Origin of the sequence: Agrobacterium sp. rho-13.3, from assembly GCF_033957765.2 — a bacterium.
Classification (GTDB): Bacteria; Pseudomonadota; Alphaproteobacteria; order Rhizobiales; family Rhizobiaceae; genus Agrobacterium.
This window is the reverse complement of record NZ_CP192775.1, coordinates 64,209-84,396: the sequence shown is the minus strand read 5'-3', so window position 1 is coordinate 84,396 and position 20,188 is coordinate 64,209. Positions and strand designations below refer to the sequence as shown.

Sequence of the window (20,188 nt, the reverse complement as noted above, 5' to 3'; positions counted from 1 at the left end):
CACCAGTACGAAACGTCTTTGGACACATCGGGCCGTGCGGTTGCATGTCAGCCCTTATCAACGAAGGACTTTGTTGCCCTCAGCTACCAGCCGTCCGGCTTTGAACACCCTGCGGCCTTTGGGGAAAGCGACGACGGCGTGTGGGATGTTGTCGGCGGCAAGCGTTACGAAATCAGCCTTTGCGCCAACCGCAATGCCGTAGCCGTCGATCCTCAATGCCTTTGCGCTTTCTGTCGTGACGATGTCGAAAGCAGCGTTCAGTTCGTCATCTGTGTAGAAGCCAGAACGGTAGCCGATAATTTCGGCCCGATGCAGCATATCGCCGTCGCCATAGGGCCACCAGGAGTCGCGGATATTGTCGCTGCCGCTGAAGACGGTGACGCCTTCCCGGCGCAACAATGCAACTGGTGGAAAATTGTGGTTACCCGGTGCGTTGGTCATGATTGAAACGCCGCTTTTGGCAATGGTCGCGGCAATCTTGCGGGCTGCGTCCGGCGCAAGGTCGCCGAGGCCGTAAGCATGGCTGATGGCCACATGGCCCTGCATGCCGAGAGCGACAGTCCGTGCGCAAATCTCCTCAATGGTGAAGGCACCCATGCTGCCAGCATCGTGGAGATGGATATCGACATCTACACCGCATTTTTCGGCAACGCCGAACACCACGTCGAGATGGCCGTTGACGTCGCGGTCGAAGCTCGCGGGGTCAAGACCACCGATCAGATCGGCACCGAGGCTGATGGCCTCGTCAAGAAGCTGCGGCGTGCCGGGGCTTTTGAGGATGCCGCTCTGGGGAAATGCGACCAGTTGAACATCGATCAGATCTTTATAGTCTTCGCGAACCGAAAGAATGGTCTCCAGCGATTTCAATCCGACCGATCCGTCCACCATGACGTGGCTGCGCATCGCGAGCGTTCCGTTGGCGATGCACAGATCGAGTTGGTCACGCGCACGCTTGTCCATGGGTGCAGCGGCAGCCATGTTTTCTGCCTGAAATACGACGCGCTCATGCACGTCGAAACCGTTCGTGCAGGGGCGATGCGGTCTCCATGTGTCGCCGTAAAAACTGGTGTCCAGATGAATATGCCCTTCGACAAAACCGGGAACGAGCAAATCTCCAGCTATATCGATGACGGAAGCAGATGCGCTCTCCACCCCGGCGGGGTCGATGGATGTGATCAAACCGTTTTCGACATGGATATCGCGCAGCAGGCCGTCGGCCATTTTTGCATTGGTAAAGACAGTCTTCGTCGTGCTCATTGAAACTCCTTGTCAGAATGGTTTTGCAGCCGGGGTATCGGTCAAAGCTCTGCCATATGGCAGGCAACGACACCTCCGCTGTGGCGAGGCCGTGATTTCGGAACCTCTCGCACACAGATGTCTGCCGCCAGTGGACAGCGCGGATGGAATGCGCAGCCTTTCGGTGGATCAAGCGGACTGGGCGGTTCTCCGCCCATCAGTTCCCGGTTGCGATTGGGAGAGGCAACGTCCGGAATCGTCTGAAGCAACAGTTGCGTGTAGGGATGCTGCGGGTCTGCGAAAAGCGCTTCGGTGTCCGCTTCTTCGACGATCCGGCCAAGATACATAACCGCGATCCGGTCTGCCATATGGCGCACTACAGCGAGGTTGTGGCTGATGAACAGAAAGGTCAGGCCAAGTTCGTCCTGAAGCCTACGCATCAGGTTGAGAATTTGGGCCTGTACCGACACATCGAGCGCCGATGTCGGTTCGTCGCAAACGAGGAATTCCGGCTCGCTTGCCAGCGCTCTCGCGATAGAGATACGCTGCCGCTGTCCGCCGGAGAATTCATGCGGATACCGGCGGTTATCGTCCGGCGAAAGGCCAACGATTTTCAACAGATCGGATACGCGTGCAGCAACCGCGTCTTCACTGTCACGCAGGCCGAATTCCCGGATGGGCTCGGCAATGATATCGCCGACGCGCCAGCGCGGATTGAGGCTGGCGTGCGGGTCTTGGAAAATCATCTGCGCTTCCATCGGCTTTCCATCGCTTGCCGGAGCAAAGACGATCGCGCCTTCGGTGGGTTCGTAAAGCCCTGTGACCAGCCGGGCCACAGTCGATTTTCCGCAACCGGACTCGCCGACAAGCGCCAGACATTTGCCCTTCTGGACAATGAAGGTGACGTCCTGCACGGCTCGCAAATAGCGTTTTGGTTTGCGTTCGATCATCCTGTTCAGCCAAGGCGTCGAGACATCGAAAACCCGTGTCAGTTGATCGACTTCAAGGGCGTTCTGTGAACTTCTCATGCAACACCTCCATCATGGATAAAGCAGGCGACAGCACCATGCGCTGATGGCACAACGGTCGGGCGTGAATGAAGACAGCGTGGACCAGCCGACGAACAGCGGGGATTGAACGCGCAGCCCGGGGGAATGGCGTTCAGCCGCGGCATGGAGCCGTCGATCTGCGTAAGACGCTCGACACGCGCGCCCAGCGCTGGAATGGAACCCATCAATCCGCGTGTATAGGGGTGTTTTGGCCGGGCCAGCACGTCCTCGACAGCACCGATCTCAATGATCCGCCCAGCATACATCACCGCTACCCGATCGGCAGTCTCGGCGATGACGCCCATGTCGTGAGTGACCAGCATCACGCCCACGCCCTGTTCACGGCACAGCCTGCGCAAGAGCGTGGTAATCTGCGCCTGGATCGATACATCGAGAGCTGTGGTCGGCTCGTCGGCTATGATCAGTTGCGGGTTGCCTGCCAGTGCAAGGGCGATGACAACTCTCTGCCGCATACCGCCGGAAAACTGGTGCGGATAATGATCGATGCGCTCATCGGCCCCCGGAATGCCGACCTGTTTCAACAGGTTGACGGCTTGGGTTCGTGCATCGGTGCGGGTTTTGTCGGAATGAAGTCTGATCGTTTCGATCAGCTGCTGACCGACGGAAAACAGCGGATTAAGCGAGGTCAACGGGTCTTGAAATATCGCTCCGACCATGCGACCGCGCACGCTTTCCATCTCGTGGTTGCTAAGGCAGTCTGTCCGCTTTCCACCAATATGGATTTCACCGGCGCAGATGCGGCCGGGAGGTTCGAGAAGGCCGAGAACGGCCATGCCGGTCATCGATTTGCCAGCGCCGGACTCGCCGACCACACCGAGAATTTCGCCGCGTTCGATGGTCAGGGAAACATCGGAAAGAGCCGTCAGCATTCCTCTGCGTGTCGGAAACTCGACCGAGAGACCTTTGACGTCGAGGGCAGGAGGGTGGCCCGTGGGATTCATGACGACGGCTCCGTCTGGGAGGAGGGATAGCTCGGCGGGAAAATCTCCTCCACCGGTGGATGGCCATAGGTGCGCTCGGGATAACGTTCGATCAGACGGTCGAACTGGTCCTGAGCCTGAGCGCGGGCTGCAATGAGGTCGATGCCAGCAACCGCGCCATCGCGCATGGAAAGCCGCCCATCGACGAATGTTGCGCGTGTGACGCGGCCTGTTGCGCCGTAAACAAGGGTCTGGATCGGATCGATGCGAGGCGCGATCATCCGGTCGCCCATGTCGAAGATGGCGATGTCTGCCTTCGCGCCGGGTGCGATGCGTCCAAGGTCAGGCCGCTTCAGAGCGTCGGCGCCATTCAGTGTCGCGGCGTCGTAAAATTCGGCGGAGGAACCTGCGTCGCCGCGCCCTTCGGCAATCCTGTTTGCCATCAGGCCGACAGCCATGTTCAGCACCATGTCGGGCGGTGCCGTATCCGTTCCCATGCCAATGCGGATGCCTTTTGCTTTGAGCCGCGAGAAGGATTTCAAAGAGGAGCCGTGACGGGCTGAAACCAGCGGACAATGGGCGACGGTCACGCCGTTGGCGGCATAGCGTGAGAGGTCATCGTCGGTCGCCACCGTGGCATGCGGCGCAATCAACCGGGATGAAAGAACGCCAAGACTATCCAGCCATTGCGGAGCGGTGGTGCCCTGAAGGCGACGGACGGTTTGCAACTCCATCTCACCCTGCGCCATGTGCAGGCGCACGGGCATGTCCATGTCGTCGGCATGTGCGAAGGTTTTGCGCAAAAGCGCTTCGGTACATGTCTCGACCCTATCCGGCGCGAACATGCCGGAAATCAGGCCATTGGCAGAGCCGTGTATTCGCTTGGCGAAGGCAGCGGCTTCAGCAAGCTCTTCAAGCCCACGCGCTTCATCAAAGACCGGCTGCATCGCGCCTGCTTCGTCGAGGATAACGCCACCTGTGCGATAGGCCGGACCCAGCCAGACGCGAAGGCCCAGGTCTTCGGCAGCAGCTGCGGCAGCTTCGAATTCGGCAACCGTTTCACCCCAGGCACGGTAGAATAGCGACGCGATGGGCAAGGCTGAGGTGATGCCGTTGAGGAGCAATTGCGCGAAAGCGTAACGTTTCTGAAACGCCAGCTCTTCCGGCGTATACATCTCATAGGCCTGTGCGGCATAGTCTGCGGGCCAGACACGGCCCTTTTTCCAGCCCGGCTGGTTGTCCATGGCAAGCACGGTTGTGTCCAGATCGGACAGGGCATCAAGGTCGATGAAACCCGGAGCGATAAGGGCTTCGCCCATATCATAACGCGCTGCCAATTTGCCTTCGAACCGGCGTCCGACCCAAATGATACGGTCGTTTTCGATGACCACTTCACCATCGGTGATCACGCGTCGAGCTTCGGGAAAATCGGCGATCACGAAACGCGCGGCAAGCGCCCATCGACCGGGCGGCCTTTTTCCAAGGGGCAGGGCGGGCCAATCTGCTGTCGTCATGGCTATGGTCATGGTCGGGCTCGCAGGCTTGCGCCATCGCGTGCGACGATGTTTCCAGCGGTGACAACCAATTTGCGCGGCTGATGGGTGACGATCGCTTCCCCGACGCTCTCGCCTTCGACAAGGACGACATCGCCGCGACCGCCCACTTCAAGTGCATGGGCCTTGCGGTCCATCGCCAAAGCGCCGCCAGTGGTGCAGACGTCCAGCGCCATCGCAAGCTCGTCATCACGGCGCAGGTTGTTTTTCATGCCGAGCAACATGGCGCGCTCCAGCATGTCGCCGTTTCCGTACGGCCCCCATGTATCGCGAAAACCGTCGACACCGGCACCGAAACGTACGCCCGCCGCGTGCAGTCGCTTGAGTGACGGCACTTCGCGTGATGGCGGGGCCGTTGTTAAAATCGGCACGTCCAGCTCGGCGCAGGTGTCGATCAGCGCCTGCGAGACGTTCCAATCGGGCAGGCCGAGGCAAAATGCGTGGCTGACGGCGACTTTGCCCTGCATGCCCATGGCGCGGATACGCTCAAAGATCATGTCCATCGAGAAAGCGCCGAGTTCGCCGCCCTCATGCAGATGGATGTCGATACCTTTTCCGTGCTTTTCGGCAATTGCGAAAATCGTGTCGAGATGCCCTTTCGGGTCGCGGTCCATGCCGCAAGGGTCAAGCCCGCCGACCAGATCGGCACCCATGGCCATGGCTTTGTCGAGCAATTCAGCGGTGCCGGGTCGGCGCATCAATCCAGACTGCGGAAAGGCAACGATTTCGATTTCCACCACGCCGGCAAGCTGACGCCGCGTTTCCATAACGCCTTCCAGTGCCGTCAGGCCTTGGTCGGTGTCGATGTCGACATGCGTGCGGATCAGCGTCGTGCCGTATCCGACGGATTGCAACGATTGGCGCATGGATTGCACATGAGCGTCGAGGCCGTATTCGCGCTTCACCTGACGTTCGTTGTCGATCTTGTCGATCAGGCGTGGTCCGACTTCGTTCTTGTACCATGGATAACCGAGAAGCGACTTATCGAGATGGGTGTGGGCATCCACAAGGCCGGGAATGGCGATGCGACCGCCTGCATCCTCAACGGTGGCATCGCCAGCGGTGAGCCCTTGGCCGATAGCGGCGATGCGTCCATCCTTGATGAGAATGTCGGCGCTCGCGCCACCCATCGGTCTTGCATTGGTAATAAGAAGATCACTCATCGGAATGCCTCAGCGCAGTTTGGGGTTAAGAGCGTCGCGCAGCCAGTCGCCGAGCACGTTGATGGAAACGACGAGCAGACACAGCTGCAAGCCGGGAAAAAGCACGATCCACCACAGGCCGGAGAACAGGTACTGGTTACCGATACGGATCAGCGTGCCCAGCGAGGGCTGCTCCGGCGGCATTCCGACGCCAAGGAAAGACAGCGTTGCCTCGATCAAGATGCCAAGGCCGAAATTCAGCGTGGCTGTGACCAAAAGCGGCGTGGTGGTGTTGGGCAGGATATGCTTGAGCATGATCCGCCATGTCGGCACCCTGATCAGCCGGGCGGCCTGAACATATTCCTTGTTGCGCTCAACCATCGTCTGCGCCCTGACGGTGCGGGCATATTGCACCCATGCCGACAAAGAGATCGCAAAAACGATGACGCCTGACGCTCCGACTTCGCGCAGATATGGCGGCAGAAGCTGGCGGGCCAGTGCAGAGACAAGGATTGCAATCAGCATCGTCGGCATGGAGAGCAAAACATCCCCGGCACGCATCAGCAGGCTGTCGGCCCATTTTCCGTGATAACCGGCAATCAGTCCAAGTGTCGACCCGATGACGAGAGACACAGCAACCGATGCCGCACCGATGACGATAGAAGCGCGCGAGCCGTAGAGGATCGCCGATAACAGGTCGCGTCCCTGCACATCCGTACCGAGGATGAAGGGCCATTGGCCTTCGTCCATCCAGATCGGCGGGATTTCGGCGTTGAGCAGATCGAGCGAGGCAAGGTCATAGGGGTTCTGCACCGTAAACAACGGTGCCAGAAACGCCGAGACGATCAGAACCAGCAGCAGGATCGCGGCGATGATCGCAGAGGGATGATGCTTAAAGCTCCACCACAGATCGGATTGGCGCAGACGCGTCAATCGCGATGGCGTGGACCGGGGCGTCGTGGGGTTTTGCTGAATGGCGGTCATGGTTTTGGTCCTGTCACGCGGCGCGCAGACGCGGATCGATGACCGCATAGGCGATGTCAACGAAAGTATTCAGCGTCACGAAGATAAAGGATACGATGCAGAGATAGGCCGCCATCACGGGGATATCGACGAATGTTACGGCCTGCATGAACAACATGCCCATTCCCGGCCACTGAAACACGGTCTCGGTCACAAGTGCGAAGGCAATCAGATTGCCAACCTGCATGGCCGTCAGCGTGACGACCGGCATCAGACAGTTTTTGAGTGCGTGGCGGAACCACAGTGCCTGTCGTTTGACGCCACGGGCGCGGGCAAATTTGATGAAATCCGCTCGTAAGGTTTCCAGCATTTCCGCCCGAACCAGCCGCATGACGAGCGTGATCTGGAAAAGCGATAGCGACAGTGACGGCAAAATCACGGCAGCACGTCCCGATGGCGTCAGCATTCCCGTGGACCACCAACCGATGTTGACGACATCACCGCGGCCATAACCCGGCAACCAACCCAGCGTCACGGAAAACGTCAGGATCAACAGAATGCCGACGAGGAAACTTGGCAAGGAAACGCCGATGATCGATCCGAACTGAAGACTTTCCGCCCACCATCGCCCGCGACCGATCGCCGTAAACACACCCAGCGGAATGCCGATGGCCAGTGACAGGATGGTCGCGATGATGACGAGTTCGAACGTGGCGGGAAAACGTTCCGCAATGAGGCCGAGTACGGATTGCTGGTTGCGCCAGGAAAGACCGAATTCACCTTGGGCCGCATTGGTGACGAAGCGGACATATTGCACGAAGAAGCCATCATTCAGGCCAAGGCGCGACCGCAATTCATCGCGATCAACCTGTGTCGCGCTTTCGTTCACCATCATCTCGACGGGATCTCCCAGAAAACGGAAGATGAGGAAAGCAAAGAAAGCGACCGTCAGCATCACGAGAACGGCATTGCCGATCCGCTTGATGAGGAAAGCGAGCATGGTGAACGGTCCTTGATCTGAACGAAACGGATGGAAATGACCCCCGCCACGGGTTTCGGGCGGGGGCTCGGATTACATCTTCACCAGCCACAGACGTGGAAGGTTGTCCGAAAACAGCGGAAAGTCGGCAATCTTTGCGCTTGTCGCCCACGCCAGCGGCTGCTGGTGAAGCGGGATCATCAGTGCGTGATCCTTGGCGATCTTCAGCGACTGTGCTTCCAGCGCAAGCCGCTTGGTCCTGTCGAGTTCCACCGCAGAGGCTTCCGTGACCTTATCGAACTCTTTGTCCGACCAGCCACCCCAGTTGAAAATTCCGAACGAACCTTCCTTGGTGTGCAAGACCTGAGAGGTCAGACTGTAGGCATCGAGCATCGGCAGTGTGGCCCAGCCGAGCGTGTAGACATCGACCTTGCCAGCCGACCGCTTCGGTGTCTGCACGGCGCGTGGCCCTTGATCCAGCTTGGGCTTCAGACCGACACGCGACCACATGGACGCGACGGCCTGACACATCTGCTCTTCGTTGACCAATGTGTCTGCACAATTGAAGTCAAATTCGAAACCTTCAGCGCCCGCTTCTTTAAGAAGTGCTTTTGCCTTTTCCGGGTCGGCTTTGACGGGTTGGTCCAGCGCAGCGTCGTATCCCGGAATTTGCGGTGCGACGAGCGCGCCGGCATTGCGTGACTTGCCGCGCATGACCCGTTTCTGGATGAGATCAAGATCGATGGCGAGCTGCATGGCTTGGCGAACCCGCAAATCCTTCATCGGGTTTGGTGCTCCCGACAACAGTTGGTCACGCTGGCTGAAGCCGATCATGACGGTGCGTAGGTCTGTTCCTTCAAGAAGCTTGACCTGGGCCGAGGCTGCTTCAAGCCGTGGCAGATCCTGCACAGGCGCCTGGTCGGTGAAGTCGATGTCGCCAGACAGAAGGGCGGCCACGCGGGTGGCGCTTGAGGCGATTGGTGTCAGTTCGATACGGTCGATATTGTGCTGAGGCTTGTCCCACCAGCCATCATATTTCACGAAGACGGTTTTCGCATCTGGCTGGCGGCTTTCGACCTTGAAAGGGCCGGTGCCATTTTCATTGTAGGTGGCGTAACCCTCAACACCTGAGCCGACATCTGTTGGAGCTTCTGCATTGTTATCTTTCAACCAGCCAGCATCGAAAATGTAAATCGTTGTCAGGTCGTTGAGCAGCAGCGGGTAATTGGCCGATACGTCGATTTCGATTGTGTGGGCGTCGATGACGCGTGATCCCTTATATGCCGGGATGTTGCCGCGCAGAGGCGACTTCGGGTTGGTTGCGCGCAACAGCGATGCTTGTACGTCATCGGCGGTGAAATCCGCACCATTGTGGAACTTCACGCCCTCGCGCAGCTTGAAGCGCCATGTGGTCGGCGAGACGATTTCCCATGATGTTGCGAGTGCGGGCTCGATCTTCAGATTGCGGTCGTAGCGCATCAATCCTTCATAGGAGTGATTGAGGACGCCAAGCGCAAAGCTGTCTCCGTAAGAATACGGATCGAGCGAGCTGATATCGCGCGACGCTCCCCATTTGAGCGTTCCGGCAACGGCGGGCATTGATAGGGCAAGCAAGGCAGCGCCTGCCACCAGTATTCTGGTCGTTTTGATCATTTTGATCCCCTCTTATCGTATTCAATTGAATGCCAAAAATGACACTGATTGTATGCGAAGCTTACTGACCGTGTTTATATCAGTGGTTTTTCGGCCTTTTTACGCTCTTTCCGGCGCTCCTAATAAAGAGGTATCGAATTTCGTATGCAATATCAAGAAAAAATTGGATGCAATAAAACCCGCTGGATTAAATACAAAATTTGTGCAATATGCCCATTAAAGTGCATTCGAAAAAGAAGACGGAAACGATGTCCACGAATCTCACCAGAAGCGATGCAATTTACGCTTCCCTTCGCCGTGCCATTCTTGAGCAAGCTCTCAAGCCCGGAACGAAGCTGCCGGAAGACTCCATTGGTGACACGTTCGGGGTCAGCCGTACCAGTGCGCGCAATGCACTTGTGCGGCTGTCTTCTGACGGTCTTGTTGAGATCAAGCCGAACCGGGGCGCCGCAGTTGCCATGCCGACGCTGGAGGAGGCGGAAGAGGTTTTTGCGCTCAGGCGTTGTCTGGAACGCGAAGTGATCGAGCGCCTGTGCAAGCGTATGCCCAAAGACGGCATCGACGCACTCGTCAGCCATGTGCGTGAAGAAGAGCGGGCGTTGCGGGCATCTTCACCGCGCTCTATTCGTCTCGCTGGAGAATTCCACATCCTTCTGGCGGAATTGACCGGCTCGAAACTTCTGATCGATTTTATCAGTCAGGTGGTGTCTCGCTCGTCGCTTATCCTCGCCCGTTTTGGACGTCCGCATTCGGCCGAGTGTGGCATCGATGAGCATATCCACTTGATCGAAGCCTTGAAAAACCTCGACCATGCGGCGGCAACCCACATCATGGATCACCACCTTCATGCGGTGGAGGATCGTGCCAAGGTGGACGAGAAGGACGAGGGACCGGATATTACGGAAATCCTCAGCCGTTACATAACCATAGCAGATTAAGGACGTTCGCATGCGCCAGACGAGTGAGACGGCGGCGCGGTCCCGGCGCGGTATGGTCACCACTCCGCACCACACTGCAACCGAGGCCGGTGCGAAGGTCTTGCGCCGGGGCGGCACGGCCATAGAAGCGGTGATTGCAGCCGGTGCCGCATTGTCGGTTCTCTACCCCCATTTCTGCGGACTTGGTGGAGATGCAATATGGATCGTCGCTGACCGTACTGGCAGACGTCAGACGATCATGGGCATCGGACAGGCGGCTCAAACCTTGCCCACTCTCGACACCATCCCGCAACGCGGCCCGCTATCGGCTCTGACCACTGCCGGACTGGTGGATAGCTGGGGTGAGGCGCTGCGATATTCACATGAAAATTGGCAGGGGACAGAAAACCTTGCAGCACTGTTGGCGGATGCGATTGAACTGGCTTCCGAAGGTTTCCCCGTCAGCCAGTCACAGAAATACTGGCACGATTTTAGAAGGCAGGAAATCCGCGACTGGCCCGGTGTTAATGCCTTGTTCGTGACCGACGGTGTTCAGCGTCAACCGCAGCTTGCTGGCGCGCTGGAGCGAATTGCCCGTCAAGGGCATCGCGAATTCTACGAAGGCGAACTTGCCCACCACATCGCTGCCAGCCTGGAAGCAGCCGGAAGTCCGATTCGCTTTGATGACATGAAAAATACCAGGGCCCGCATTGCTGAGCCTATTTCACTTGCCTACCGGGGCCTTGAGCTTCTCGCGCCGCCACCGCCATCCCAAGGCGTGACGACACTCGGCATTATGGGCGTGTTGTCGAAATTCGACATGGCAGAGGTGGACCCGGCCTCTGCCGATTTCTACCATCTTTGCATCGAAGCGGTGAAGCAGGCATTTCTCGAGCGGGGTCAAATTGCTGATCCGGATTTTGTAGCACAGGCCTGTGGCGAATGGCTTGCCGACGCCACACTCGCACGCAAGGCTGCGGCAATCGACCGCCAAGCTGCGCTTCCCTGGCCGTTCCGCCATCAAACCGGCGACACCGTCTACCTTGCGGCGGTGGACGCCGAGGGCCGATGCGCCAGCACGTTGCAAAGCACGTATTACGATTGGGGAAGCGGGGTGTTGCTGAGCGAAACCGGCATCCTCTGGCAGAATCGTGGAGCAGCTTTCAGCACCGACCCAGGCAGCCCAAACGTCCTGGCACCCGGCAAGCGACCCTTTTACACGCTCAATCCCGGCATGGCTTTGCGCAACGGCCAGCCACATTTGCTCTATGGCACGCAAGGCGCAGATGGCCAGCCGCAGACGCTGACCGTGCTGTTAAGCCGATTGATCGATCATGGTTTTGATCCGCTTCAGGCACTCGCTGCCCCACGGTTCCTGTTAGGCAGAACCTTTTCCGATACGCGGGACAATCTGAAGATCGAAGGTTTGGTCGGTGAGGACGTTCTGAGAGCATTGTCCGCGCTTGGGCACGAAACTATCGAAATTCCTGCCTTGAGTGCGCTGTCCGGTCAGGCCGGTGTCATCCGTGTGAATGATGACGGATGGATTGACGGGGCTCACGACCCACGCAGCGATGGCTGCGCCATTGGAGTTTGAACGCCGATATGCTTGTCGATCTGGTTCTGCGCAACGCGCGCCTCATGCATCAAAACACGCTGGTGGATATTGCGATCAAAGGTGGCCGTATTGTTGGGTTGCAGCCGAACATCCGGTGCGATGCTGTGGAAGAAGAGGATTTGCAGGGTCATCTTGCTTTTCCAGGTTTCGTGGACAGCCATATCCACCTCGACAAAGCATGTATTCTGGATCGCTGCTCAATTTGTGCCGGTACTCTGGAAGAGGCAGTTCGAGAGACGTCCAAAGCCAAGGCAGGTTTTTCCGAACACGACGTTTATGAACGGGCATCTGCGGTCGTCCGGCAGGCCATAGTGCATGGCACTACCCGAATGCGAACCTTTGTGGAGATCGACCCGCGTGCCGGCATGCGATCGTTTGAGGCCATCAAGCGCGTGCGCCAACATTTCTCATTCGCAATCGATATCCAAATTTGCGCCTTCGCTCAGGAAGGGCTGACAAATGAACCTGAAACAGAACAAATGCTGGAGGAAGCGCTCAGCACCGGTGCGGACCTGATCGGAGGCTGTCCCTACACCGATCCCCGCCCGGAAGAACATATCCGCCGAATTTTCATGCTCGCAAAGAAGCATGATGTCGATGTGGACTTCCATCTGGATTTCAGCCTTGATCCGGCGAAGACCGATCTGCCCAGCGTTATCGAAGCGACGCGCGCGAATGGTTATGAAGGCCGCGTGACAATCGGCCACGTCACCAACATCTCTGCGTTGGATGTTACCGCGCGCACGAAGCTTGCACTAAAAATCGCCCAAGCTGGGATCGCCTTGACCGTTTTGCCAGCGACAGACCTTTTCCTGATGGGGCGAGATCACCCAACCAACACACCACGCGGCATCGCCCCGGCTCATCTGCTCTTGGCGGAAGGCGTTCAGGCAGCCATTGCCACCAACAACATCCTCAACCCCTTCACGCCGTTCGGCGACGCCTCACTGGCGCGAATGGCGAACCTCTACGCCAATGTCATGCAGCTTTCCCGAGATAGCGACATCGACAACGTCTTTGAAATGGTCAGCACACGCCCCGCAGCCCTGATGCGGATGGATTACGGCCTTTGCATCGGCGCACCCGCCGACATCGTTGTCCTCAACGCCACAGACCACCGCACCGCCATCCGCACAGTGGCACCGGCGCTGGCCGGCTGGAAGCGTGGCAGGAAGACATTCGCGCGCGAGCAGCCAAAGATTTTCGAACGGGTGAATGGTTAGGGATAACCCCCAAGGTTTGCTCATCATTGGGAAAAGGTGAGTTCAGCCTGCGGAGAGCCGGCGTCCTATGAGTTTTCTAATCGTCGCACCAACGTCCGTCGATATTGTCCGAACGTGTACCACGCCTATCTTCGCAGCTTCGCAAATGTAATAAGAAAACTCCCAACCAATGGAGCGCGGCTTGTGATCAGAGATACTCAGGAACAAAGCATTGTCGATGGCTTATCCCAACGACATGGCGTGAGCCAAGGCGTCATCGAGCATCTGACAATGGCGTTGATTGCGGGCCATACCAATCAGGCCCAGTTCAATCACTCTGAACTTGGCGGGATGGGGCAATGGTCGAGCGGCGGCATGATCATGGTCGGCGACATGTTCAACAATGGCCTGAAGCATCGGGTGGATATGCTGTGCTCCGAGATCGCCGATTATATAAGGTCGGGTAAGCTATCCGGCCCGAAGCTGGATCGGCCTCATCAGTCCCAAAGCCAGGGAGACGGCAGCAGCTTTTTTTACCAGTCCAGTTCGCACAGCAGTTCGTGGCCACACCATCTCGGACAGCCTTCCTCGACTGGCGCGCAGAACAACCTTCGCTATGCCTTCTTTCCGGCAAACCGCCGATTGGCCATCGATGTCAACGGACAGATGACGGTCTACGATACTAAGGACCACAACATCGGCGGCTTTTCCCAGCAGCAGAGCGGCGACCAGTCGTTAACCTTCACGTCGCAACACGGCCTCGTCCGTGTGGCTGATCTCGATATCGTAACCACCGCCGACGACAGCCCGGATAGGCCTCAAGACATCCAGAGAGCGGTCCCCGCTCAGGTTGAGCCGAGACCAGTTCCGGCTATGACGCCTTCAACCACAAGCGTAGCCTCTGGCCCGACCGCTTTTGATCAAGACGATATCATCAGCAAAATCGAACGGCTCGCCGGCCTGCGTTCGAAAGGTATAATTTCAGACGAGGAATTTGCCGCGAAAAAAACGGAGCTGCTTGATCGGTTGTAATGTTGGCGACGTAGAAGCCCCTACTAACGCCCGCGAATTAACCAATCTTCGGGGAAAACGATGGTTGGTCAAAGACCCTTACTGCCCCAAGGCCTATTATGGCGGAGAGGGTGGGATTTGAACCCACGATACCCTTGCAGGTATGCCGCATTTCGAGTGCGGTGCATTCGACCACTCTGCCACCTCTCCGCGGGCACGAAGTTTTGAGGTTCGTGCGGGCGTTCTCATAACCAGCAATCTGGGTGTGGCCAGGAAGTGGCGCATGTAAATGCAGTGGGCCGACGCGGTCTTACCGCGCAACAAGCAAGTCAGCCTGCAGGCGCTCATATGCAACCCGGATTACTTTATCGTTGAACGTATTGCGCTTGGCTTCATTCCAATTGCGCATTTCTGCAATGATTTTCTCGACCGGATAGTGTTTTTCTTTATCTGCAAGCCAGTGAACCGACGAAAGCAGCTCCAAGCCGTAGGGGCTTTCGTAACCCTGAATGAGTTTGCTGAGCCGTTCGATCACGCTAAGACTGTTTGGACTGCTTTCCTTGAGATACTCATCCGCAGCGGCATATGCTGCCGGGGTAACATGCGATTGTCTGTCACCGGATGCAAAACCTTTAATCATGCCAAGTTTCTCAAAAGCGATGAAAGCTTTGCGGAGCGTTTCTGAATAAGGACCGTGGAGGTTTCTTGAAAACTGTAGATTGAACGGTGTTCCAAGCACCTGTAAGAAATACACTATTTTCTGAAGTGATATCCTGTCGAATTTTCCGTCGAAATATCCTTCAAAGTCGCCAAGTGTTTTCAACAGAATTGCACGCTCGTGATTCATAGTGAGCTTCACTTGAGCATATTCAGGCTCGTCTTCGGCGTCCATCGGTGCCAGCACGATAATATTCACGTTAGCGAGGCTCGCTAATCGAGATTCGATCAAGTGACGGACATCTTTCCAATCAAGGCCGCCATTCCCACAACCAAGCGGAGGCAAAGCAATTGAGGAAATTCCTCGATCTTTAATTTCTTTGATCAGAGCATCAAGGCCATCACTTACATATTGCAAGGTGGACTTAGCGCGCCAATGGTTCTTGGTCGGGAAATTGATGATATAACGCGGTCCGTCATCTCTAAAGAATTGTCCACGATCAAATACAAACATCCGGCCCGGAGTTAACTCCTGGGCATCACAAACTCGCTTGTAAGCTTTATAGTTTTCGGGCCAGCGCCGCTTGAATTCAAGCGCAACACCCTTTCCCATCACGCCAACACAGTTGACAGTGTTCACCAGCGCTTCAACTGGCTGTGAAAACAGGTCACCTTTTTCGAAAATCAGAGTCATCAGAAGTAGCACCCGCGCTTCGTAATTATCGGAATATTCCAACGAGAAGCGGCCATCATTTGCGACACGTTATCTCCGATAGAGGATGATTTTGCAACAAGGCAGCATGCCAAATTCAGCGGGACAGAACGCTTAACCAAAAACTCCGCCATACGTTTCTGACTCCTCAGTTGGCGCGTCGGAGGAGTGGCAGCATTCTGGAACCAGCGGCACACCCCGGCATATCCAATCTCCGGAATCGAAGCTATATATGGCGTGTCATCAAAAACGTTCCAGTGCACGTGCGCCTCAAGTTTGTCCAGGTCGGTCTCAATTGATGGCAAAGGTGCTTGCGAATTCAGCGCGTAATCGCTGAAACAATAATCCAGGCCTGAGCCCCGGAATAGGTCAACGGGAAACACAAAAAATACACGGTCGTCATCTTTCGCCACGCCAAGAATTTCGCCTGAGGGAGCAACTGAGGGAACATTCCCTTGATGTATGGTGTATGTGAATGACGTTATAGGAGAAAAATAGAAAGGCACGTAATCATTCACGACACCGGCCGGCAGCTCAAATTCCGCAGTTCCTCGGCGGTTGACGATTGATTGGTATGAAGCTTGATGGCAAACTTGTGGGTGCTCATGATTTTTAGCGCGAATCTCACCATCTCTAAGAAAGGTTGGGATATCCGCGAAGTGAACCTGCCGAAATATAAACCGTTGGGGCAAGACGCCTCCTCCACAATTGAAGTATGATTGCCGCGATTGACGTGCTCCGCTTCCTATATGTTACCCACCCTCATACGCTCTTAGCAAAAACGGCTGTGCCTTCTCAAAGTCCGCCATCGACTTCAGCGTGACCTGTAAGTCGCCCGTGCCAAAGTGGCCAACATTGCTGACGTCACGCGTAAACCCACTTTCGAGCGCCACAGTATCTGGTTCGAGCTTGAGAAAAAGCGTCACAGTTCGCGCCTGTGGGTAGATCTCCATGCAGACGAAGTTTTTCAGCCGCTTGAAGGCTGTGTAAAGCTTCAATTCCTTCACCTGAACATCGTCACCGAGACCGATCAGGAATTGGTAAACCGCGTCGTAGATATCCCGGAGGTCTGCTGACGACTGCGAGAGGCGGTAACTCATTCTTTGGCTGAGATAGGGGTCGTTTTCTGGACTGATATCGGGCGTGGATTGTGATGAACTTACACTTTTCGCCTCAGTTGCCACTTTAGGGCCATTGAGTTTGCTGGTCTTGGGCACGTGGACCAGTTCCAACATCAGCAGATCCTCACCGAACCGCCTATAGCGGATCAGCTCGATATTTCGGGCGATTTGCTTGACGGCGTGCTCGTCATAGCGTGTGAAGTCTCCAGCGATGCAGAGCAGTCGGGGAGCAGACCAATCAACGGAACTGGCGACGTCCTGCCCAAGGCGTTCCATTACCATCCACTGGAACTCTTTGCGGTGATCCATCAGCCAGTCGAGATAGAATAGGCCCTGATTGATGACGTTTTCGTTCACCGAACGCTTGTATTCGATGATGACGGGTGAGTTGTCCTCATCCAGCCCCAGCGTGTCGATGCGGCCGCCATGCACGGGACCGGTCGAATGCTCGGTCGCCAGAAACCGGATACCCAGCAGTGCCTCCAGGTTGGCTTCGAACAGGACCTGAAGGGATTTCTCCACTTGCATGGCACTGCCGGGAAGCTCGCTTACCTGAGCGCCGCCGAAATGAAACAGTTTGATATCGCTCAAGAATCGTTCCAGCCGTAATCAGAGATTGTGCTAGAAATTTCTAGTCGCTTTATCATCCTTGTCCAGATAATTTGGCGCGGAGCGCCGATTTGCTGTATCGGTTGCGGCGAGTGCATGGGGAAATACGGATATGTCGACATTGAGACTTTCGCAGCTGGAAAACCACCTCTGGCGCGCTGCCGACATCCTGCGGGGATCGATCGATTCCGGTGATTACAAGCACTATATTTTCGGTCTTCTCTTCTTCAAGCGCCTCTCGGATGTGTGGGAAGAGGAGTATGAGGAACGGCTGGCGCGCTATGGCGATGCGCAGATTGCTGCCGACCCAGAGGAGCATCGGTTCGATATTCCTAAAGGCCACTTCTGGAAGGATGTGCGGCAGCACACAACCGATATCGGCACCCATCTGAACAGAGCATTTCACTCCATCGAAGATGCCAATCTGCGCCTCAAGGGCGTGTTTCAGGATGTGGATTTCAACAACAAGGAACGCTTTCCCGACGCCATGCTGGAAAAGCTTCTCCAGCATTTCGAGGCCTATCGCCTGCGCAAGACCGATGTCGAGCCGGATATGCTGGGGCAGGCCTATGAATATCTGATCGAACGCTTCGCCGATGATAGCGGCAAGAAGGGTGGCGAGTTCTATACGCCGAAAATGGTCGTGCGGCTGATTGTGGAATGTTTGAAGCCGGAAGAGGGCATGTCGGTCTATGACCCCACCTGCGGCTCTGGTGGCATGCTGTTGGAAACGGTCCACCATCTGGAGCGGCAGGGCAAGAATCCAAGAAGCCTTTCCCTGTTTGGGCAGGAGCGCAACCTCAACACCTGGGCCATCTGCCAGATGAACCTGTTCCTGCATGATATTGACGACGCCAATGTGGCGCGCGGCGATACGCTGCTGGAGCCGAAACATCTGACGGGCGAGAGCGTCAAGGCCATCCGCACCTTTGACCGGGTGCTGGCAAACCCGCCCTTTTCGCTGAAAAGCTGGGGCCATGATGTGTGGTCGAAGGGCGACGCCTTTGGCCGCGACCGCTATGGCTGCCCGCCCAAATCTTACGGCGATCTGGCCTTTGTGCAGCACATGGTGGCCAGCCTAAAGGAAAACGGCACCTGCGGCGTGGTGCTGCCGCACGGCGTGCTGTTTCGCGGTGGTGCCGAGGGCAAGATCCGCGAAGGGTTGATCCGCGATGACATGGTCGAGGCCGTCATTGGCCTTGCGCCCAACCTGTTTTATGGCGCGGGTATTCCAGCCTGCATCCTCATTCTGCGCAAACAGAAGCCGAAAGCACGCAAGGGGCAGATCCTCATCGTCAACGGTGCCGAACAGGTGGTGGATGGCAAGAACCAGAACCATCTGTCCGATGCCAATGTGACAACTCTTGCCAAGGCCTATGGCGATTTTGCCGATGTGGAGCGGCTGGCGCGGGTGGTGCCGACAAGCGAAATCGAAGCAAACGACTTCAACCTCAATATCAGCCGCTACGTGCATCTGGGCGAGGAAGCAGCGGAGGTGGATGTTGCCGTGGAGGTGGAAAAGCTGGTGGAGCTTCAGACCGAGCGCGACGCGGCAGAAGCGCGGATGATGGGCTTTCTGCGGGAGCTTGGCTATGTCGCATGAGGTGCCAGAGGGGTGGCGGGAGAGCGACGTCGCGGGAACTTGTGAAATTCTGGATTCTCGCCGAAAACCGCTAAACAGCGAAGAACGTCGTATACGACGAGGAGCTTTCCCTTATTGGGGGGCGAATGGTATCGTTGATTACATTGACGATTGGCTTTTTGATGAACCGCTGGTCTTAATGGCCGAAGATGGAGGCTACTTTGACGAGGCGAGCGAGAGACCCATTTGTCATAGGCTTAATGGCAAGGCATGGGTGAACAACCACGCGCACGTTATTAGGCCGACTGCGATCACACGAGACTGGTTTTATTATTGGTTTGTTCATCGCGACATCACACCACACATCAAGGGCGGCACGAGGTCAAAGCTCAATCAAAAGGATTTAAAGCAGCTTCCTATTCTAGTTCCTCCGCTACACGAACAGCGCCGCATCGCCGAAATCCTGTCCAGCGTCGATGAGGCCATCGCGGCAACGCGGGCGGTAATTGAGCAGACCAGAAAGGTCAAGCAGGGTGTGCTGGAACGCTTGCTCACAAAAGGCATCGGCCACATGCGCTTCAAGCAGACAGAGATCGGGGAGATCCCGGAGGGGTGGGAGGTCGTAGAGCTTCAAGATGTCGCGTCGGTTCGCACAGGGATAGCAAAAAACAAAAAAGAGATCATCGACGCAGTGGATTTGCCATATTTGCGAGTAGCGAATGTGCAGGACGGGTATGTCGATCTTTCCGACTTACAGAACATCTCCATCCCTCGTGGCCAAGTGGAACGCTACAGTCTTCAAAAAGGTGATGTTCTCATGACAGAGGGCGGTGATTACGATAAGCTAGGGCGTGGCGATGTCTGGGATGGATCCGTGGAACCATGCCTCCATCAGAACCATGTATTTGCAGTTCGCCCGGACCAAAGCCGAATTGTCCCGGAGTTTTTGGCAAATCTTACCGCGTCTCAGGGTGGTAAGGCTTATTTTCAATCTTGTTCGAAGCGAAGCACAAACCTTGCCTCCATCAATTCAACACAAGTAAAACACTTTCCCGTAAAACTACCGGACCTCAGAGAACAGTTAGAGATTGTAGCCGTATCGAAGGCATTCGACGCCGCTATATCAGTTGCCACTGCCAGACTGGATCGGCAATTACGTTTCAAATCCGCCCTCATGTCCGACCTCCTCGCCGGTCGCAAGCGGGTGACTGACGCCTTGCTCATGGCGGCGGAGTGAGCGCGC

At 56.5% G+C, this 20,188-nt stretch carries 17 protein-coding genes and 1 tRNA gene; 6 read left to right on the top strand and 12 right to left on the bottom strand.

The window, feature by feature from the left end:
* Positions 1-57: 57 nt before the first annotated feature.
* From RMR16_RS15290 to RMR16_RS15255, 8 genes are all read right to left on the bottom strand, one after another.
* A complete protein-coding gene (locus RMR16_RS15290; RefSeq protein ID WP_320199535.1) occupies positions 58-1,257 on the bottom strand; it encodes an amidohydrolase family protein in 1,200 nt (399 codons plus the stop codon).
* Positions 1,258-1,298: 41 nt separating this feature from the next.
* On the bottom strand, positions 1,299-2,264 hold the full coding sequence (locus RMR16_RS15285; RefSeq protein WP_320199534.1) for an ABC transporter ATP-binding protein: 966 nt from the start codon (positions 2,262-2,264) through the stop codon (positions 1,299-1,301).
* Positions 2,261-3,247 (bottom strand): ABC transporter ATP-binding protein, encoded by a 987-nt coding sequence (locus tag RMR16_RS15280; RefSeq protein WP_320199533.1) that lies wholly within the window; start codon positions 3,245-3,247, stop codon positions 2,261-2,263. The genes RMR16_RS15285 and RMR16_RS15280 overlap by 4 nt, the downstream gene beginning before the upstream one ends.
* The gene (locus RMR16_RS15275) at positions 3,244-4,752 is read right to left on the bottom strand and encodes an amidohydrolase family protein (protein ID WP_320199532.1); all 1,509 of its coding nucleotides are present in this window, start codon (positions 4,750-4,752) and stop codon (positions 3,244-3,246) included. Before RMR16_RS15275 ends, RMR16_RS15280 begins: the two co-directional genes overlap by 4 nt.
* Entirely contained in the window at positions 4,749-5,942 is a 1,194-nt protein-coding gene (locus RMR16_RS15270) for an amidohydrolase family protein (protein ID WP_320199531.1), read from the bottom strand. Before RMR16_RS15270 ends, RMR16_RS15275 begins: the two co-directional genes overlap by 4 nt.
* Positions 5,943-5,951: 9 nt before the next feature.
* Positions 5,952-6,905, bottom strand: a complete 954-nt coding sequence (locus tag RMR16_RS15265) for an ABC transporter permease (protein ID WP_320199530.1) — start codon at positions 6,903-6,905, stop codon at positions 5,952-5,954.
* Between the two features lie 13 nt (positions 6,906-6,918).
* Entirely contained in the window at positions 6,919-7,884 is a 966-nt protein-coding gene (locus RMR16_RS15260) for an ABC transporter permease (protein WP_320199529.1), read from the bottom strand.
* Positions 7,885-7,956: 72 nt separating this feature from the next.
* Positions 7,957-9,516, bottom strand: a complete 1,560-nt coding sequence (locus tag RMR16_RS15255) for an ABC transporter substrate-binding protein (protein ID WP_320199528.1) — start codon at positions 9,514-9,516, stop codon at positions 7,957-7,959.
* Positions 9,517-9,764: 248 nt separating this feature from the next.
* Between RMR16_RS15255 and RMR16_RS15250 the strand changes: the two genes are divergently transcribed.
* From RMR16_RS15250 to RMR16_RS15235, 4 genes are all read left to right on the top strand, one after another.
* Positions 9,765-10,454 carry a GntR family transcriptional regulator gene (locus tag RMR16_RS15250; protein ID WP_320199527.1) on the top strand — a complete coding sequence of 230 codons (690 nt, stop codon included), beginning with the start codon at positions 9,765-9,767 and terminating at the stop codon, positions 10,452-10,454.
* Between the two features lie 10 nt (positions 10,455-10,464).
* A complete protein-coding gene (locus RMR16_RS15245; RefSeq protein WP_320199526.1) occupies positions 10,465-12,030 on the top strand; it encodes a gamma-glutamyltransferase family protein in 1,566 nt (521 codons plus the stop codon).
* Positions 12,031-12,038: 8 nt separating this feature from the next.
* Entirely contained in the window at positions 12,039-13,274 is a 1,236-nt protein-coding gene (locus tag RMR16_RS15240) for an amidohydrolase family protein (RefSeq protein ID WP_320199525.1), read from the top strand.
* A gap of 270 nt (positions 13,275-13,544) precedes the next feature.
* Positions 13,545-14,285 (top strand): SHOCT domain-containing protein, encoded by a 741-nt coding sequence (locus RMR16_RS15235; RefSeq protein WP_320199524.1) that lies wholly within the window; start codon positions 13,545-13,547, stop codon positions 14,283-14,285.
* A gap of 99 nt (positions 14,286-14,384) precedes the next feature.
* On the opposite strand, the gene RMR16_RS15230 is transcribed toward RMR16_RS15235, so the two are convergent.
* The 4 genes from RMR16_RS15230 to RMR16_RS15215 all read right to left on the bottom strand — a co-directional run bounded on the left by RMR16_RS15230 (position 14,385) and on the right by RMR16_RS15215 (position 17,345).
* A tRNA-Ser gene (locus RMR16_RS15230) sits at positions 14,385-14,474 on the bottom strand.
* Positions 14,475-14,574: 100 nt separating this feature from the next.
* The gene (gene darG / locus RMR16_RS15225; protein ID WP_320199523.1) at positions 14,575-15,615 is read right to left on the bottom strand and encodes a type II toxin-antitoxin system antitoxin DNA ADP-ribosyl glycohydrolase DarG; all 1,041 of its coding nucleotides are present in this window, start codon (positions 15,613-15,615) and stop codon (positions 14,575-14,577) included.
* Positions 15,615-16,325 (bottom strand): DarT ssDNA thymidine ADP-ribosyltransferase family protein, encoded by a 711-nt coding sequence (locus RMR16_RS15220; protein WP_320199522.1) that lies wholly within the window; start codon positions 16,323-16,325, stop codon positions 15,615-15,617. The genes darG and RMR16_RS15220 overlap by 1 nt, the downstream gene beginning before the upstream one ends.
* Before the next feature lie 60 nt (positions 16,326-16,385).
* Positions 16,386-17,345, bottom strand: a complete 960-nt coding sequence (locus RMR16_RS15215) for a DUF5655 domain-containing protein (protein ID WP_320199521.1) — start codon at positions 17,343-17,345, stop codon at positions 16,386-16,388.
* 130 nt (positions 17,346-17,475) lie between these two features.
* Between RMR16_RS15215 and RMR16_RS15210 the strand changes: the two genes are divergently transcribed.
* Complete coding sequence (locus RMR16_RS15210; RefSeq protein ID WP_320199520.1) at positions 17,476-18,966, top strand: type I restriction-modification system subunit M; 1,491 nt, start codon at positions 17,476-17,478, stop codon at positions 18,964-18,966.
* Entirely contained in the window at positions 18,956-20,182 is a 1,227-nt protein-coding gene (locus tag RMR16_RS15205) for a restriction endonuclease subunit S (RefSeq protein ID WP_320199519.1), read from the top strand. Before RMR16_RS15210 ends, RMR16_RS15205 begins: the two co-directional genes overlap by 11 nt.
* The last annotated feature ends 6 nt before the right edge of the window (positions 20,183-20,188 follow it).

Bases quoted from the DNA above. Each gene is read 5' to 3' on its own strand.
- RMR16_RS15290 (WP_320199535.1), bottom strand. From the start codon at position 1,257: ATGAGCACGACGAAGACTGTCTTTACCAATGCAAAAATGGCCGACGGC.
- RMR16_RS15285 (WP_320199534.1), bottom strand. From the start codon at position 2,264: ATGAGAAGTTCACAGAACGCCCTTGAAGTCGATCAACTGACACGGGTT.
- RMR16_RS15280 (WP_320199533.1), bottom strand. From the start codon at position 3,247: ATGAATCCCACGGGCCACCCTCCTGCCCTCGACGTCAAAGGTCTCTCG.
- RMR16_RS15275 (WP_320199532.1), bottom strand. From the start codon at position 4,752: ATGACCATAGCCATGACGACAGCAGATTGGCCCGCCCTGCCCCTTGGA.
- RMR16_RS15270 (WP_320199531.1), bottom strand. From the start codon at position 5,942: ATGAGTGATCTTCTTATTACCAATGCAAGACCGATGGGTGGCGCGAGC.
- RMR16_RS15265 (WP_320199530.1), bottom strand. From the start codon at position 6,905: ATGACCGCCATTCAGCAAAACCCCACGACGCCCCGGTCCACGCCATCG.
- RMR16_RS15260 (WP_320199529.1), bottom strand. From the start codon at position 7,884: ATGCTCGCTTTCCTCATCAAGCGGATCGGCAATGCCGTTCTCGTGATG.
- RMR16_RS15255 (WP_320199528.1), bottom strand. From the start codon at position 9,516: ATGATCAAAACGACCAGAATACTGGTGGCAGGCGCTGCCTTGCTTGCC.
- RMR16_RS15250 (WP_320199527.1), top strand. From the start codon at position 9,765: ATGTCCACGAATCTCACCAGAAGCGATGCAATTTACGCTTCCCTTCGC.
- RMR16_RS15245 (WP_320199526.1), top strand. From the start codon at position 10,465: ATGCGCCAGACGAGTGAGACGGCGGCGCGGTCCCGGCGCGGTATGGTC.
- RMR16_RS15240 (WP_320199525.1), top strand. From the start codon at position 12,039: ATGCTTGTCGATCTGGTTCTGCGCAACGCGCGCCTCATGCATCAAAAC.
- RMR16_RS15235 (WP_320199524.1), top strand. From the start codon at position 13,545: ATGGCGTTGATTGCGGGCCATACCAATCAGGCCCAGTTCAATCACTCT.
- darG (WP_320199523.1), bottom strand. From the start codon at position 15,615: ATGACTCTGATTTTCGAAAAAGGTGACCTGTTTTCACAGCCAGTTGAA.
- RMR16_RS15210 (WP_320199520.1), top strand. From the start codon at position 17,476: ATGTCGACATTGAGACTTTCGCAGCTGGAAAACCACCTCTGGCGCGCT.
- RMR16_RS15205 (WP_320199519.1), top strand. From the start codon at position 18,956: ATGTCGCATGAGGTGCCAGAGGGGTGGCGGGAGAGCGACGTCGCGGGA.